The 16,787-nt window shown below is 68.5% G+C and carries 13 protein-coding genes; 10 read left to right on the top strand and 3 right to left on the bottom strand.

The genetic code is table 11. From position 1 onward, the window contains the following. Positions 1-59: 59 nt before the first annotated feature. Positions 60-1,382, bottom strand: coding sequence for a diguanylate cyclase (locus tag P6166_RS15245; RefSeq protein ID WP_277765296.1), 1,323 nt, complete (start codon positions 1,380-1,382; stop codon positions 60-62). Between the two features lie 194 nt (positions 1,383-1,576). Between P6166_RS15245 and P6166_RS15240 the strand changes: the two genes are divergently transcribed. Next, the gene (locus tag P6166_RS15240; RefSeq protein ID WP_277765295.1) at positions 1,577-3,094 is read left to right on the top strand and encodes a glucoamylase family protein; all 1,518 of its coding nucleotides are present in this window, start codon (positions 1,577-1,579) and stop codon (positions 3,092-3,094) included. Positions 3,095-3,190: 96 nt separating this feature from the next. Here the strand turns inward: P6166_RS15240 and P6166_RS15235 are convergent, their stop codons facing one another. Continuing rightward, complete coding sequence (locus tag P6166_RS15235; protein WP_277765294.1) at positions 3,191-4,480, bottom strand: FAD-binding oxidoreductase; 1,290 nt, start codon at positions 4,478-4,480, stop codon at positions 3,191-3,193. After that, positions 4,480-5,856: a glutamine synthetase family protein gene (locus P6166_RS15230; RefSeq protein WP_277765293.1), complete on the bottom strand. Its 1,377-nt coding sequence runs from the start codon at positions 5,854-5,856 to the stop codon at positions 4,480-4,482. Before P6166_RS15230 ends, P6166_RS15235 begins: the two co-directional genes overlap by 1 nt. A 190-nt stretch (positions 5,857-6,046) precedes the next feature. On the opposite strand from P6166_RS15230, the gene P6166_RS15225 reads away from it, so the two are divergent. The 9 genes from P6166_RS15225 to P6166_RS15185 all read left to right on the top strand — a co-directional run bounded on the left by P6166_RS15225 (position 6,047) and on the right by P6166_RS15185 (position 16,635). Then, entirely contained in the window at positions 6,047-6,811 is a 765-nt protein-coding gene (locus P6166_RS15225; protein ID WP_277765292.1) for a gamma-glutamyl-gamma-aminobutyrate hydrolase family protein, read from the top strand. Further along, a complete protein-coding gene (locus P6166_RS15220) occupies positions 6,808-8,193 on the top strand; it encodes a glutamine synthetase family protein (RefSeq protein ID WP_277765291.1) in 1,386 nt (461 codons plus the stop codon). The genes P6166_RS15225 and P6166_RS15220 overlap by 4 nt, the downstream gene beginning before the upstream one ends. A 19-nt stretch (positions 8,194-8,212) precedes the next feature. Continuing rightward, positions 8,213-9,580, top strand: a complete 1,368-nt coding sequence (locus P6166_RS15215; protein WP_277765290.1) for an aspartate aminotransferase family protein — start codon at positions 8,213-8,215, stop codon at positions 9,578-9,580. 75 nt (positions 9,581-9,655) lie between these two features. Continuing rightward, entirely contained in the window at positions 9,656-10,795 is a 1,140-nt protein-coding gene (locus P6166_RS15210; RefSeq protein WP_277765289.1) for a polyamine ABC transporter substrate-binding protein, read from the top strand. 200 nt (positions 10,796-10,995) lie between these two features. Then, positions 10,996-12,144 carry an extracellular solute-binding protein gene (locus P6166_RS15205; RefSeq protein ID WP_277765288.1) on the top strand — a complete coding sequence of 383 codons (1,149 nt, stop codon included), beginning with the start codon at positions 10,996-10,998 and terminating at the stop codon, positions 12,142-12,144. A gap of 131 nt (positions 12,145-12,275) precedes the next feature. Further along, positions 12,276-13,415 carry a polyamine ABC transporter ATP-binding protein gene (potA, locus tag P6166_RS15200; protein WP_277765287.1) on the top strand — a complete coding sequence of 380 codons (1,140 nt, stop codon included), beginning with the start codon at positions 12,276-12,278 and terminating at the stop codon, positions 13,413-13,415. Beyond that, the gene (locus tag P6166_RS15195; protein ID WP_277765286.1) at positions 13,412-14,323 is read left to right on the top strand and encodes an ABC transporter permease subunit; all 912 of its coding nucleotides are present in this window, start codon (positions 13,412-13,414) and stop codon (positions 14,321-14,323) included. The genes potA and P6166_RS15195 overlap by 4 nt, the downstream gene beginning before the upstream one ends. Before the next feature lie 23 nt (positions 14,324-14,346). After that, entirely contained in the window at positions 14,347-15,165 is an 819-nt protein-coding gene (locus P6166_RS15190) for an ABC transporter permease subunit (protein WP_277765327.1), read from the top strand. 72 nt (positions 15,166-15,237) lie between these two features. Beyond that, positions 15,238-16,635: an NAD-dependent succinate-semialdehyde dehydrogenase gene (locus tag P6166_RS15185; RefSeq protein WP_277765285.1), complete on the top strand. Its 1,398-nt coding sequence runs from the start codon at positions 15,238-15,240 to the stop codon at positions 16,633-16,635. The last annotated feature ends 152 nt before the right edge of the window (positions 16,636-16,787 follow it).

Here is a 16,787-nt window from a genome sequence, read left to right as displayed (position 1 = left end):
CGGCCTTGATCCGGATCAAGGCGCGCCGGCGGGCGCGGGCGCAAGGCCCGCGCCGCGGATCAGGCGGCCGCGGCGCCGGAAGGCAGGGCGTAGCTCAGGCGGTTGCGGCCGGCGGCCTTGGCCAGGTACAGGTGCTTGTCCGCCTCGCCCAGCAGGTGATGCAGGGATTCGTCGTGGCGGCGCGCGGTGCAGAAACCGATGCTGGCGGTCATGCGGAGCTCCTGCTCGCCCACCGGCACGCGCAGCGCTTCGATGCGCGCGCGCAGCTGTTCGAAGTACTCGGCGGCGCCCGCCGGGTCCAGGCCGGGCACCAGCAGGCAGAATTCCTCGCCGCCGAAGCGCGCGGCCAGGTCCTGCGGGCGGGCGTGCGCACCCACCGCGGCGGCCACGGCACGCAGCGCGTCGTCGCCGGCCTCGTGGCCCCAGGTGTCGTTGATGTGCTTGAAGTGGTCGATGTCCAGCATCGCCGCGGTCACGCTCTGGCGCTCGGCCAGCAGGCGCGGCAGCGTGCGCTGGCTTTGCTCCAGGAAATGGCGGCGGTTCGGCAGCCCGGTGAGGTAGTCGCGCGTGGCCAGGTCCTGCAGCGTGCCGATCAGTTCCAGCTGGTCGATGTTCTGCGAGACGCGGCAGAAGAACTCCTCGCGCGAGAACGGCTTGCGCAGGAAGTCGTTGGCGCCGTTCTTCAGGAAGCGCGGGATCAGCGAGGCGTCGGTGTTGCCCGAGATGCCGATCACCGCGACCTTGTCGCGCGTACGCAACCCGCGCAGGCGGCGGGTGAACTCCACGCCCTCCATGCCGGGCATTTCCTGGTCCACGATGGCCAGGCGGATGCTCGGGTCCTGCTCGATGGCCTGCAGCCCGGCGAGGCCGTCGGCCACCGCCACCACCCGGTAGCCGTACATCTGCAACAGGCTGGCGGCATAGGTGCGCGCGGAAAGCGAATCGTCCACCACCAGCGCGGAAATGCGCCGGTTGCGCTCCAGGCGCTGCACCAGCCAGGCCAGGTAATCGATGCTGCCCGGGGCGTTCTTCACCACGTAGTCGATGATCTGCTGCTGCAGCACGCGCCGGCGCAGGTCTTCGTCGTACACGCCGCTGACCACCACGGTGGGCAGGTTGCGCGCGGTGAAGAACTCCACCACCTGGTCGCGGTCGCCATCCACCAGCACCAGCCCGGTCAGTGCCAGGAACCAGCCTTCTTCCTCGTCCAGCACCCGCGCCGCCTCGGCCAGCGTGGAGACCACCGTGACCGGCAGTTCGACGCGCTGCTCGATGGCCTCGCGCAGCAGCGTGGTGAACGTGCGCGAGTTTTCCACCAGCAGGATGCGCTGGGGGAGGGAACTACCGTCGTCGTAGGGGCGGACGGGTGCGGTGGCGGACATGGATCCGGGAGCCGGATGGAAGGAGTCGCCAGAAGTAGCGGCGGCCGCGGGAAAAACTTGAGCCAATTCACGGAATTCGTGGCGGGGGGCGGCCGGCCGGGCGGTGGATACGTCGCATGGCCCCGGGTACCGGCCGCGTGGTGTCGTGCCCTCGCGTCGTTTGGCGCACCCCCGACCCGTTCCAGGAGAAGCCCATGAATCCCTCCCGTTTCCTCCCGCGCCGCCTGCGGGTGCCGGGGCTGCTGGCCCTGTCCGCGGCCGCCATCGCCGGCTGGGCCGCCATGGCCACCGTTGCGGGCAGCATGAGCACGCCGGTGCCCGAGGATCGCCGGCGCGCCACGCCCGCCGCGCTGCCCGATCCGGCCTGGCGCCGCCGGCAGGGCGCTTTTACCCCGGTGCCCGACCCCGCCCAGCGCCAGGCCGAGGTCGAGCGCCAGCAGGTCCGCGTCTACGCCGAGGCGATGTGGAACGCGATCCAACAGTTCGATACCGGCAAGGCGCTGCCCTCGGACAAGCTCTGCTTCGAGGACGATGGCAGCCTCTCGCGCACCGATTACACCTTCATCGCCAACATCGGCGCGTTCGTGTGGAGCGTGCTGGGCGCGCGCGAACTGGGCCTGATCGGCGAGGAGGCGGCGCGGCAGAAGCTGCTGCCGCTGCTCGATGCCATCGCCACCCTGCAGGACCAGGCCGCCGCGGCCGGCGCACCGGGCGGCATGCTGGCTTGGGCGGCGAAGGTGGACGGGCCGCGGATCGACAACGGCACGATCTCGTCCGTGGACAACGCCTGGCTGGCGGCCGGGCTGGCGTTGATCGCCGAGTCCTCGCCGGCGCTCAAGCCGCGTGCCGAAGCGCTGCTGGCGAAGATGGACTTCGCCACGCTGTTGAACGCCGACAAGGGCCAGTTCTACAACAACTACGACCTCGGCAGCCGTGCGTTCTCCGGCGGCACCTACGACCTCATGACCGAAGGACGCTTCATCTCCTACCTGGCGATCGGCGAGGGACACGTGCCGGCGTCGCAGTACTTCCGCGTGGAGCGCTGGCCCTGGTGGCGCGGGCAGGACAACCCGGCGCAGTTCCGCCAGTACGAGGGCGTGCGCGTCTACGAGCACACCGTGACCTACGGCGCGCACCGTTTCCTGCCGAACTGGGGCGGCAGCATGTTCGAGACCTTCCTGCCGTTCGTGCTGATCCCCGAGACGCAATGGGCGCCGGAGGCGTGGGGGCGTTCGCATCCGCAGATGGCGGCGGCGCACGTCCGCTACGGCCTGGACAACTTCGGCTACTGGGGTTTCTCGCCGGCGATGATCCCCGCCACCCGCGGGTATACCGAATATGGCGCGCCGCCGTTGGGCATCGGCGGCTATTCGCCATTGGGGCAGGACGAGGGCGCACGCGCCGGCGCGGTGGTGACGCCGCATGCGGTGTTCCTGCCGATTGAGTTGGAGCCCACCGCCGCGCTGGCGAACCTGCAGAAGCTGCGCCAGCATTTCCCGGGGGTCTACGACGAGCGCTACGGTTTCCGCGACAGCGTGGACGTGGGCACCGGCACCGTGAGCCAGTGCATGCTCCTGCTGGACCAGGCGATGGCATTCGGCGCGATGACCAACTACCTCACCGACGGCGGGCTGCGGCGTTATCTCGGAAATCGCTATGCCGCGCGGCTGCGGCCGGCGATGGCGCAGGAGGTGTTCTGGTATCCACAGTAGCCTCCTGGCAGGAGCGGCTTCAGCCGCGACGCGACCCATCCCGCGTTCGCGGCTGACGCTGCTCCCGCCAACAGGCCGGCGACGCCCCACGGCTGCTCACCACAGCGCATCGCGCAGCCGGTACCAGCTCATCGCCGCCACCAGCAGCGGGGTGCGTAGCCATTTGCCGCCGGGGAAGGGCCGGTGCGCGATCCGCGCGAACGCATCCAGCCGGTGCGACTGCCCGCTGATCGCCTCGGCGATCAACTGCCCGGCCAGTCCGCTGGTGGCCACGCCGTGCCCGGAAAAGCCCTGGGCGTAGTACACGTTGTCCGCCAGCCGGCCCCAGTCCGGCGCGCGGTTGCGGGTGATGTCCACGTAGCCGCCCCACAGGTATTCGAAACCGACATCGCGCAATTGGGGGAACACGCGCGCCATGCGCCGCTGCATCAGGCCGCGCAGTCCCGGCGGTGGCAGCGAGGAATAGCTGGCGCGGCCGCCGAACAGCAGCCGGTGGTCGTGGCTGAGGCGGAAATAATCCAGCGCCCAGTTCGCATCCGATACCGCCATGTCGTTGCCGATCAACGCGCGCGCGTGCGCGGCCCCCAGCACCGGGGTGGCGCCGATGTAGGTGCCCACCGGCATGATCCGCGCCTCCAGCGCGGGGGCTATGCCGTGCAGCCAGGCGTTGCCGGCGATCACCGCGTAGTCCGCGCGTACCTCGCCGTGCGCGGTGTGCAGCACCGGCTGCGCGCCCATGGCCAGCCGACTGACCGGGGAGTGCTCGTGGATCACCACGCCAGCCGCCAGCGCGGCGCGGGCCAGGCCCAGCGCGTATTGCAGAGGATGCAGGTGGCCGCTGGCGGCGTCGTATACCGCGCCCAGGTAGAGGTCGCTGCCGAGGTGCGCGCGCAGCTGCGCGCGGTCCCACCACTGCAGCGGGTAGTCGTAGCGCTCGGCCATCTCGACCAGGTCCGCGCGCAAGGCGCGCACCTGCCGCGGCTTCAGCGGCACGTGGGCGTAGCCGTCGCGCCAGTGGCAATCGATGGCATGGCGGGCGATGCGCCCGCGCAGGTTCGCCATGCCTTCGCGCGAGAGGTCGAACAGCAGGCGCGCCTGGTCGGCGCCGAGCAGGCCCTCCAGGGTGGATTGCTCGCAGCCATAGCCGACGATCGCCTGCCCGCCGTTGCGCCCGGAGGCGCCCCAGCCCACGCGCTCGGCCTCCAGCACGATGACGCGATGCCCGGCCTCGGCCAACGCCAGCGCGGCGGTCAGCCCGGTGTAGCCGGCGCCGAGCACGGCCACGTCCGCGCGCTGGGCGCCGCGCAGCGGCGGCTGCGCGGGCAGCGAACCGGCACTGGCGGCGTACCAGCTGGGGGGATAGCCGCTGGCGCCATCGCGGGCCATCACACCGTCCGCAGGTACCAGGCGTAATCCAGGTCGGGCACCTGGGCGTGGAAGTCGAGCATTTCCCGGCGCTTCTGCTGGCCGTAGATGTGGCGGAAGCGTTCGCCGAAATGGCGGGCGATGAAATCGTCCTGCAGGAAGGCCTCGATGGCGTCGCGCCACGAAGGCGTGGCCGCTTCGATCTGCGCGTAGGCGTTGCCGCTGGTCGCCGGGCCGGGCGGATGTTGCGCGATCAGGCCATCGAGCAGGCCGGCCAGCACCGCGGCGGTGACCAGATAGGGATTGGCATCGGCGCCGGCGATGCGATGCTCGATGCGGGTATTGCGCGCGTCGCTGTGCGGGATGCGCAGCGCCACGGTGCGGTTGTTGAAGCCCCAGCTGTCGTTGAGCGGCACGAAGGCGTTGGGCACGAAGCGCCGGTAGCTGTTGGCGTGCGGGGCAAACAGCAGCAGCGAGGACGCCGCGGCCTGTTGCAGGCCCGCCACCGCGTGCAGCAGGGCATCGGCGGGGGCCTCGGGGATGCCGTCGAACAGGTTGCGGCCCTGTGCGTCGAGCACGCTCACGTGCAGGTGCAATCCGCTGCCGGCCTGTTCGGCGAACGGCTTGGCCATGAAGCTGGCGAGCTTGCCTTGCTGCTGGGCGATGGCCTTGATGGTGCGCTTGAGCAGGATCGCGTCGTCGCAGGCGGCCATTGCGTCGGCGCGATGCAGCAAGTTGATCTCGAACTGGCCCGGCGCGTACTCGGCCACCGCGGTGTCGGCGGGGATGCCTTGCGCGCGGCAGGCGGACGCCACGGCGTCGATGAACTCGCGATGCTCGTCCAGCTCCTGCAGGTAGTAGACCTGGGTGCTGTCGCTGCGCAGGCCGCTGTGCGGGTCCCGCGGCGTCTGCGGGCGGCCGCGCGCGTCGGGCGCGGCGTCGAACAGGTAGAACTCCAGCTCCACCGCCACCACCGGTGTCCACCCGCGCGCGGTGAACCCTTGCAGCACGCGTTCGAGCACGGCGCGCGGGGCCACCTCGAACACGCCGCCGGCACCGTCCTCCATCGACAGCAGCAGCTGCGCGGTCGGCCGCGTTGCCCACGGCACCGGCCGCAGCGAGCCGGGCACCGGCCGGCAGATGCGGTCCTCGTCGCCGATGTCGTAGCCCAGGCCGGTCTCTTCCACCGTGTTGCCAGTGATGTCGGTGGCAATCAGCGACATCGGCAGGCACACGCCGTTGAGGTACACCTTCTCCAGCGCCTCGCGGGTGATGCGCTTGCCGCGCAGCAGGCCGTTGGTGTCGCACAGCAGCAGGTCGACCTGCTCGCAGCCGTCGATCGAGGCGAGCGCGCGGGCATCGTGGGCGGGCAGCGGCGAAGCGGAATCGTCGGCCATGGGCGGTGCCATCGGGGGTCGGGACGAGCTTAGCAGAGGGCAGCGGGTGTCAAGAATACTCAACGCATGGCGGCGTGCGCGGCGGGCAGGGGGCCGGTTTGCCGGGCGGCCGCGCGCCGCGTGCCGCGGCGTTGTTGTAAAAATAAAACGCCCGGGGTAAGTTGCGGGCAAGCCAGAACGAGCAATTCGCATGGCCCTCCCTCCGCTGGTCGGCCTGCCGTCCGACCGCAAGATCATCGGCCCGCATCCCTTCCTTGCCGTCGGCGAGAAGTACGTGCGCGCCGTCGTCGAAGGGGCGCACGCCACGCCGGTGCTGCTGCCTTCGCTGCAGCCGGCCGTGCCGGCCGCGGATTGGCTCGACCGCCTGGACGGCCTGCTGCTCACCGGCGCGGTCAGCAACATCGAACCCCATCATTACGCCGGCGGCCCGAGCTGGGAAGGCAACCCGCATGACCCCGCGCGGGACGCCAACACCCTGCCGCTGATTCCCGCCGCGATCGCGCGTGGCCTGCCGGTGTTGGCGATCTGCCGCGGCCTGCAGGAGGTCAACGTGGCGCTGGGTGGCAGCCTGCATGCGAAGGTGCACGAGGTCCCCGGCCTGTCCGACCACCGCGAAGACGTCGAGGCCGCGCTGGAAGTGCAGTACGGCCCGGCGCATGCGTTGCAGCTGGCCGCCGGTGGATGGCTCGCCGGGATCGCCGGCGGCGATTCGGTGCGGGTGAATTCGCTGCACGGGCAGGGCATCGACCGCCTCGCCGAAGGCATGATCGTCGAGGCGGTCTCGCCCGACGGCCTCGTCGAAGCCTTTCGCGGTCCTGGTCCCGGCTTCCTGCTCGCCGTGCAGTGGCACCCGGAATGGCGGGTGCGCGACAACCCTTTCTATCTCGGCATCTTCCGTGCCTTCGGCGACGCCTGCCGCCGCTACGCCACCCAACGGTCCCTTTCCCCGCCATGACCACCGTCCGCTCCCGCTCGCGCAAGAACGTTCCCGAACAGGCCGAAAGCTCGCTGCGGCGCTGGCTCAAGGAGCGCCACATCACCGAGGTCGAGTGCCTGGTGCCGGACATCACCGGCAACGCGCGCGGCAAGATCATCCCGGCCGACAAGTTCTCCCACGACTACGGCACGCGCCTGCCCGAGGGCATCTTCGCCACCACCGTCACCGGTGACTACCCGGACGACTACTACGACCTGACCTCGCCTTCGGATTCGGACATGCAGCTGCGCCCGGACCCGGACACCGTGCGCATGGTGCCGTGGGCGACCGACCCCACCGCGCAGGTCATCCACGATTGCTACACCCGCGACGGCCAGCCGCACGAGCTGGCGCCGCGCAACGTGCTGCGCCGCGTGCTGGCCGGCTACGCCGAGGCCGGCCTGCAACCGGTGGTCGCGCCAGAACTGGAGTTCTTCCTGGTGCAGAAGAACACCGACCCCGATTTCCCGCTGCTGCCGCCGGCCGGCCGTTCCGGGCGCGCGGAAACCGCGCGGCAGTCGTATTCCATCGACGCGGTCAACGAGTTCGACCCGATCCTGGACCTGATGTACGACTACTGCGATGCGATGGAGCTGGACGTGGATACGTTGATCCACGAATCCGGCGCCGCGCAGCTGGAAGTGAACTTCACCCATGCCGATGCGCTCTCGCGCGCCGACCAAGTGTTCCTGTTCAAGCGCACCATGCGCGAGGCGGCTATGCGCCACGGCGTGTACGCCACCTTCCTGGCCAAGCCGATGGAAACCGAGCCGGGCAGTGCGATGCATATCCACCAGAGCCTGCTCGATGCCAAGGGCCGCAACGTCTTCAGCGGCAAGCGCCCGGACGGCCTGAGCCAGACCTTCCTGTATTACCTGGGCGGGCTGCAGAAGTACGTGCCGATGGCGATGGCGTTCTTCGCGCCGAACGTCAATTCCTATCGCCGCCTGGTGTTCGGCGAAGTGTCGCCGAGCAACGTGCTGTGGGGGTTCGACAACCGCACCTGCGGGCTGCGCGTGCCGATCGACACGCCGGAGAACATGCGCGTGGAAAGCCGCTTCGCCGGTTCCGATGCCAACCCCTACCTGGCCATGGCCGCCACGCTGGCCTGCGGCCTGCTCGGCATCCGCGAGAAGCTGGAGCCGACGCCGGCCTTCACCGGCAGCGGCAAGGAAGAGGGCTACGACCTGCCGCGCTCGCTGGGCGAAGCGCTGGACGAACTGGAAAGCTGCGAGCCGCTGCAGGCCATGCTCGGCCCGCGTTTCGTGCGCGCCTACATCTCGGTCAAGCGCAAGGAATACGAAACGTTCTTCCGCGTCATCAGTTCGTGGGAGCGCGAGTTCCTGTTGTTGAACGTCTGACCCCGCCGGGACCGCCGACATGGACCACACCACGCTCCACCACCTGCAGCAACTGGACGCCGCCCACCACCTGCACCCGTTCAACGACAACGCCGCCCTGGCCGCCAAGGGCACGCGCATCCTCACCCGCGGCGAGGGCTGCTACGTGTGGGACGCCGAAGGCCACAAGCTGCTCGATGCCTTCGCCGGGCTGTGGTGCGTCAATATCGGCTACGGCCGCGCCGAACTGGGCGATGCTGCCGCCAACCAGATGCGCACGCTGGCGTACTACAACAGCTTCTTCCAGTGCACCACCGAGCCGACGATCCGCTTGGCGGCGGAGATCGCCGAACTCACGCCGGGCGATCTCAACCATGCCTTCTTCACCAACTCCGGCTCGGAGGCCAACGACACCATCCTGCGCCTGGTCCGCCACTTCTGGGCGGTGCAGGACCAGCCGCAGAAGAACATCTTCATCGGCCGCCACGACGGCTACCACGGCACCACGATGGCCGGCGCCAGCCTGGGTGGCATGAAGGGCATGCACAAGCAGGGCGGGCTGCCGATCCCGGACATCCACCACATCGATCCGCCGTACCCGTTCGGCGATGCCGGCGACCTGGACCCGGAGGAATACGGGCTGCTCGCCGCGCGGCGGCTGGAGGAGAAGATCCTCGAACTGGGGCCGGAACGCGTGGCCGCCTTCATCGGCGAGCCGATCATGGGCGCGATCGGCGTGTACATCCCGCCGCGCAGCTACTGGCCGGAAATCGAGCGCATCTGCCGCCGTTACGACGTGCTGCTGGTGGCCGACGAGGTGATCTGCGGCTTCGGCCGCACCGGCGAATGGTTCGGCTCGCAGTATTTCGGCTTCCAGCCGGACGTGATGACCATCGCCAAGGGCATCACCTCCGGCTACATCCCGCTGGGCGCGGCGATCTTCAACGACCGCGTCGCCGGCGTGCTGGCCGCGCAGGGGGGCGAGCTGGCCCATGGCTGCACCTATTCGGGGCATCCGGTGTGCGCGGCGGTGGCGCTGGAGAACCTGCGCATCCTGCGCGACGAGCGCGTGGTGGAGCATGCCCGCCTCGACATCGCCCCCTACCTGGCCGCGCGCTGGGCCGAGCTGGGCGAGCACCGGCTGGTGGGCGAGGCGCGCATCGCCGGGTTGATGGGTGCGCTGGAGCTCGTGCCGGACAAGCGCCGCCGCGGCGCCTATTTCCCCGAGCGCGGCAAGGTGGGCGCCCTGTGCCGGGACATCGCCCTGCGCCACGGCCTGATCCTGCGCGCCACCTACGACGCCATGCTGCTCTCGCCCCCGCTGGTCATCACCCGGCTGCAGGTGGACGAGCTGTTCGACAAGGCCTGGAAAGCGCTGGACGAGTGCGCCGATGCGCTGGGCAAATAGCCCGGCGCTGGGTACGCTGGACGGGTCCGCCCTCCCTCCCGCTCCGCCATCCCCCGTGGCTCCCAGGAGACTTCGATGAAGCTGCGCATCCTCACCCTCACCCTTGCCTCCACCTTGCTGGCCGCCTGCGGCGGCAAGGGCGACCAGCGCGCCGACGCGGCGAAGTCCGGCGACGCCGGCGCGGCCCAGGAGAAGGTGCTCAACGTCTACAACTACTCGGACTACATCGCCGAGGACACCATCCCCAACTTCGAGAAGGCCAGTGGCATCAAGGTCGTCTACGACACCTTCGACAGCGACGAGATGGTGGAGACCAAGCTGCTGGCCGGCGGCAGCGGCTACGACCTGGTCGTGCCGACGCTGAACTTCTTCGGCCGCCAGATTCAGGCCGGCGTGTTCCTGCCGCTGGACAAGAGCAAGATCCCGAACCTGGCCAACCTGGATCCGGAGGTGATGAAGCGCATCGCCCAGCAGGACCCGGACAACAAGTACGGCGTGCCGTACATGATCGGCACCACCGGCATCGGCTACAACGTGGACAAGGTGAAGGCCGCCTTCGGCAGCACCGACATCGCCAACAGCTGGGACCTGGTGTTCAAGCCGGAAAACATCGCCAAGCTGAAGGATTGCGGCGTCACCCTCCTGGATACGCCGTCGGACCTGATCCCGATCGCGCTGAACTACCTCAAGCTCGACCCGCACAGCCATGACCCGGCGCAGATCCAGCAGGCCGCCGATCTCATCAAGAAGATCCGCCCCTACGTGCAGAACTTCCACTCCAGCCAGTACGTGACCTCGCTGGCCAACGGCAGCACCTGCCTGGCGGTGGGCTGGTCGGGCGACATCATCCAGGCGCGTGACCGCGCCGAGGAAGCCCAGAACGGCGTGCAGGTGGCTTATTCGATTCCGAAGGAAGGCGCGCCGCAGTGGTTCGACATGCTGGCCATTCCCAAGGACGCGCCGCACCCGGAGAACGCCTACGCGTTCATCAACTACCTGCTGCAGCCGGAAGTGGCCGCGTCCAACACCAACTTCATCCACTACGCCAACCCGGTGCCGAAGGCCACGCCGCTGGTGTCGGAGGAAATCCGCAACGATCCGACCATCTACCCGCCGGCGGATGTGGCGGCCAAGATGTTCACCTATTCGATCAACCCGCCGGAAGTGGACAAGCTCTATACGCGGCTGTGGACGGAGATCAAGACCGGCCGCTGAGGCGGGGGCGTCAAGGCGCGGCCGCCGGCAGGGCGGCTGCGCGCCGGCCCGGGGCAAGGGGGCCGCACGGCAAGCAGCACGTACACACGCATTCTCCGACGCGCCAGCAGAGCGCGCGGACGTCGAAAGGGGAGGGCAATACCGGAGGCCGCCTGCGCGGTGTCCGCAACCGCCGCCCATGGGCGGCCTGGGAGACCACGATGAAGCACGCGAGTCGGTGGATGCTGGCGTTTGCGGTGGTGGTGATGGGGATCGGCGGCTGCGGCCGCCACGGCGACACGCCCGGGGGGCATGACGGCAGCGGCAAGTCCGCCGCCGTCGAAGCCAGGGAATTGAACGTCTACAACTGGTCGGACTACATCGCCGCCGGCACCGTGCCCGGCTTCGAGCAGGCCTCCGGGGTGAAGGTCGTCTACGACACGTTCGACAGCAACGAGCTGCTGGAGGCCAAGCTGCTGGCCGGTGCCAGCGGCTACGACGTGGTGGTGCCGTCGCTGAGTTTTCTGGGCCGGCAGATCCAGGCCGGCGTGTTCCAGCCGCTGGACAAGTCGAAGATTCCGAACCTGGCCAATCTCGATCCGGCGATGATGGCGCGCATCGCCCAGCAGGACCCCGGCAACAAGTATGCGGTGCCGTACCTGTGGGGCACCACGGGCATCGGCTACAACGTGGACAAGATCAAGGCGGTGTTCGGCACCGACGAGGTCGTCAACAGTTGGGACCTGGTGTTCAAGCCGGAGAACGTGGCCAAGCTGAAGGACTGCGGCGTCACGCTGCTCGATACGCCGTCGGAGATCATTCCCACCGTGCTGAACTACCTCGGGGAAGATCCCAACAGCACCGACCCGGCGGTGATCACGCGCGCGGTGAAGGTGTTGCGCAGCATCCGGCCGTACATCCGCAACTTCCATTCCTCGCAGTACATCGACGCGCTCGCCAAGGGCAACATCTGCCTGGCGGTGGGCTGGTCCGGCGACGTGCTGCAGGCGCGCGACCGCGCCAAGGAAGCGGACAACGGCGTGCACGTGGCCTATTCGATCCCGAAGGAAGGCGCGCTGCAGTTCTTCGACATGCTGGCGATCCCCAAGGACGCCCCGCACCCGGATAACGCGCATGCGTTCATCAACTATCTGCTGCGCCCGGAAGTGGCGGCGGCCAACACCAACTTCGTCAGCTATCCCAATCCGGTGACCACGGCCACGCCCTTGATCGACGCGGCCATCCGCGACAACCCGACCATCTATCCGCCGCCGGAGGTGCAGGCCAAGCTGTTCGGCCTGAAGATCATGCCGCCGGAAGTGGACCGCCTGTATACGCGCCAATGGACGGAACTGAAGACCGGCCAGTAAGCCGCCGGGCCTTCCTTGCGGAAGGCCCGAACGCCCGTGACCGCGACGGCGGCATCTGCGATCATGCCGGCCGTACGCCGGTGCGATGGGAGCGCGCGCCGGAGCAAGCCGTTCCATAGCAGAGGGATCCGATGGCACCGACCGACGCCAAGCCCGAGCGCGCTCCCGCCCCGCCCAGCGGCGGCGAGGGCTACCTCTCCATCCAGGACGTGCGCAAGGAGTTCGACGGTTTCGTCGCCGTCGACGACGTCAACCTGCAGATCCGCAAGGGCGAGATCTTCGCGCTGCTCGGCGGCTCGGGCAGCGGCAAATCCACGCTGCTGCGCTGCCTGGCCGGCTTCGAGAAGCCCACTAAGGGTCGCATCGTCCTCGACGGGCAGGTGATGAACGAGCTGCCGCCCTACGAGCGGCCGATCAACATGATGTTCCAGTCCTACGCACTGTTCCCGCACATGACGGTGGAGCAGAACATCGCCTTCGGCCTGAAGCAGGATGGGCTCTCACGCGACGCCGTGCGCAAGCGCGTGGGCGAGATGCTGGAACTGGTGCAACTGGGCAAGCTCGGCAAGCGCAAGCCGCACCAGCTTTCCGGCGGCCAGCAGCAGCGCGTGGCGCTGGCGCGTTCGCTGGCCAAGGGGCCCAAGCTGCTGTTGCTCGACGAGCCGATGGGCGCGCTGGACAAGAAGCTGCGTTCGCGCATGCAGCTGGAACTGGTCAACATCATCGAGACCTCCGGCGTGACCTGCGTGATGGTCACCCACGACCAGGAAGAGGCCATGACCATGGCCACCCGCATCGCGCTGATGGACCAGGGCTGGATCCAGCAGGTCGGCAAGCCGGACGACATCTACGAGCAGCCGGCCAACCGCTTCGCGGCCGAGTTCATCGGCTCGGTCAACCTGATCGACGGCGTGATCGACGAGGACCTGCCGGAGTACGTGACGCTCAGGACCGAGGTGCTGCCGGTGCCGGTCTACATCGGCCATGGCATCACCGGCTTCGAGGGCCAGCAGGTGTCCTTCGCGGTGCGCCCGGAGAAGCTGGCCATCGGCAAGGACGAGCCGGCGCATCCGTACAACAAGGCGCGCGGCACCATCGAGGACATCGCCTATTTCGGCAGCCATTCGGTGTACCACGTGCGCCTGCCCAGCGGCTTCAAGCTGATGGCCAACTTCACCAACCAGCAGCGCTGGGCCAGCGAAGGCATGACCTGGGGTGACGAGGTATGGGTGAGCTGGGGCGAGAACGACGGCGTGGTGCTGACCTCATGAACCTGGCGCCGCTCAAGCGCTGGCTGCCGGGCGCGCGCTGGGGCGTGATCGCCCCGCCGTACCTGTGGATGATCGTGTTCTTCGCGATTCCGTTCCTGATCGTGCTGAAGATTTCCTTCTCGCGGCTGGCCATCGCGATGCCGCCGTACACGCCGATCCTGGAGTACGTGGACAACGCCTTCCACCTCAAGCTCAACCTGGGCAACTACCTCAACCTGCTGACCGACAGCCAGTACATCGCCGCCTACCTGAGCTCGATCAAGATCGCGGCGATCTCCACCGTGCTGGCGTTGCTGGTGGGCTACCCGATGGCCTACGTGATCGCGCGGATGTCGCCGGCGGCACGCAACGTGGCGATGATGCTGGTGGTGCTGCCCTCGTGGACCTCGTTCCTGATCCGCGTGTATGCCTGGATCGGCATCCTGGACAGCAACGGCCTGCTCAACCGCGTGCTGATGGGCATCGGCGTGATCGACGAGCCGCTGCGCATCCTCTACACGCCGCTGGCCGCCTATATCGGCATCGTCTACTGCTACCTGCCGTTCATGGTGCTGCCGCTGTACGCCACGTTGGTCAAGCTGGACCGGCGCCTGCTGGAAGCGGCCTACGACCTGGGCGCGCGGCCATGGAAGGCGTTCCTCACGATCACCTTGCCGATGTCGCGCAGCGGCATCATCGCCGGCTGCATGCTGGTGATGATCCCGGCGGTGGGCGAGTTCGTGATCCCGGAAATGCTCGGCGGCCCGGACACGCTGATGATCGGCCGCGTGCTGTGGGGCGAGTTCTTCAACAACCGCGACTGGCCGGCGGCCTCGGCGGTGGCGATCGTGATGCTGCTCCTGCTGCTGGTGCCGATCCTGATCTTCAACCGCTACCAGCAGCGCGACCTGGAAGGGAGGCTGTCGTGATCGGCAACCGCGGGGGGCAGGTGATGCGCTGGGCCGTGCTGTGCTTCGGCTTCGCGTTCCTGTACCTGCCGATCCTGCTGCTGATCGTGTACTCGTTCAATTCCTCGCGGCTGGCGACGGTGTGGGCGGGTTTCTCGACCAAGTGGTACGGCGAGCTGCTGCGCGACCGCCAGATGCTGGACGCGGCATGGGTGAGCCTGCGCGTGGCGTTCTGGACGGCGACCGCCTCGATGGTGATCGGCACGATGGCCGCGCTGGTGATGACGCGGCTGCGGCGTTTCCCCGGCAAGACCTTGTTCGGCGCGCTGATCACCGCGCCGCTGGTGATGCCGGAGGTGATCATCGGCCTGTCGATCCTGCTGATGCTGGTCTCGATGGGCGGCGTGCTGGGCATCGCCCCGAAGGGCGTGATGGCGATCTGGGTGGCGCACGTGACCTTCACCATCTCGTTCGTGACGGTGGTGGTGTCCTCGCGGCTGCAGGAGCTGGATCGCTCGCTGGAAGAAGCCGCGATGGACCTGGGGGCGAACCGCTTGAAGGTGTTCTTCCTGATCACGTTGCCGATCATCGCGCCGGCGCTGGTATCCGGTTGGCTGCTCGCGTTCACGCTCTCGCTGGACGACGTGGTGATCGCCAGTTTCGTCGCCGGGCCGAGTTCGACCACGCTGCCGATGAAGGTGTTTTCCTCCGTGCGGCTCGGCATCAGCCCGAAGATCAACGCGCTGGCGACGATCATGGTGCTGGCGGTGTCGCTGGCCGCGGTGGTGGGGTGGTGGCTCATGGCGCGCAGCGAGAAGCGCCGGCAGCGCGACATGCAGATGGCGTTGCAGGACAACAGCTGATCGCGCCCCATCCCGCAGCGTTCCACCCCTGCAATGCTCCGCTGACATCGCCACGACCTGGTGCGGACTACCATGGCCGCCTTGATTCCGCGGAGTGCCCCGATGTCCAGCTACCAGACGATCAACCCCCATACCGGCCAGTCCGAGCACACGGTGCAGCTGATGGACGCGGCGGCGGTCGAGCAGCGGCTGGCGGCGGCCGCGCGAGCTTTTCCGGCCTGGGCGGCGCGCCCGCTGGCCGAACGCGCGGCGTTGATGCGCCAGGCCGGCGAGGCGCTGACCCGGCGCCGCGAGGATATCCAGCGGGCAATGACCGCCGAAATGGGCAAGCTGCGGGTGGAGGCGCTGGCGGAGATCGACAAGTGTGCGCAGGCTTGCGCGTACTACGCCGACCACGCGGCGGAGTATCTCCAGCCCAAGGAGATCCGCACCGAGGCGCAGCGCAGCTATGTGCGCTACGAGCCGATCGGCTGCGTGCTCGCGGTGATGCCGTGGAACTTCCCGATCTGGCAGGTGTTCCGTTTCCTGGCGCCGGGCCTGATGGCGGGCAACGTGGCGTTGCTCAAGCATGCGAGCAACGTGCCGCGCTGCGCGGATGCGATCAAGGCGGTGCTGGACGAGGCGGGCTTTCCCGCCGGCGTATTCGACGTGTTGCACATCGACAACGACCAGGCCGCCGATGTGCTGCGCGATCCGCGCGTGGTGGCGGTGACGCTGACCGGCAGCGAGCGGGCAGGGCGGTCGATCGCCGGCAATGCGGGCGAGCAGCTGAAGAAGAGCGTGATGGAGCTGGGCGGCAGCGATGCGTTCGTGGTGCTGGAAGATGCGGACCTGGACAAGACGGTGGCCGCGGCGGTGAAGTCGCGTTTCGACAATGCGGGGCAGACGTGCATCGCGGCCAAGCGTTTCATCGTGGTGGCGCCGATTGCCGATGCGTTCGTGGAGAAGTTCGTGGCGGCGGCATCCAAGCGCGTGGCGGGCGATCCGCAGCGCGAGGACGTGACGCTGGCGCCGATGGCGCGGGCCGACCTGCGCGACGAGCTGCACAAGCAGGTGCGGGCGAGCGTGGAGAAGGGCGCGAAGGTATTGCTGGGCGGCGAGCCGGTGGCGGGCACGCACGCGGCGTATCCGGCGACGATCCTGGATGCGGTGGGGCCAGGGATGCCGGCCTACGAGGAGGAGCTGTTCGGCCCGGTGGCGGCGATTCTGCGGGTGGCCGACGAGGCGGAGGCGGTGCGCGTGGCCAACGATACGACCTACGGGCTGGGCGGCAGCGTGTGGACCGGCGATGCGGCGCGTGGCGAACGGGTGGCGCAGCAGCTGGAGTGCGGGGCGGCGTTCGTCAACGCGATCGTGAAGAGCGATGTGCGGCTGCCGTTTGGCGGGACGAAGCGGTCAGGGTTCGGGCGGGAGTTGGCCGAGCATGGGATTCATGAGTTCACTAACGTCAAGACGGTTTATGTGGCTTGAGAGGTAGGTGGGGGTTTTTTTGTGGGGCGGCCGTTGGCCGCCCTTTTTGTTTGTCTGCGTGGGTTTTTGGGTTTGTTGGCCTTCGATGTGGGTCGGCTTGCAGCTATTTGTGCACGGCCTGCGGGGGCTGGGCCCTTTCGGGACACGCCGTG

Origin of the sequence: Stenotrophomonas sp. HITSZ_GD, from assembly GCF_029543105.1 — a bacterium.
In the GTDB taxonomy this organism is placed as follows: Bacteria; Pseudomonadota; Gammaproteobacteria; order Xanthomonadales; family Xanthomonadaceae; genus Stenotrophomonas_A.
The sequence above is the reverse complement of the archived record's forward strand: the minus strand, read 5'-3'. Positions and strand labels throughout refer to the sequence as shown.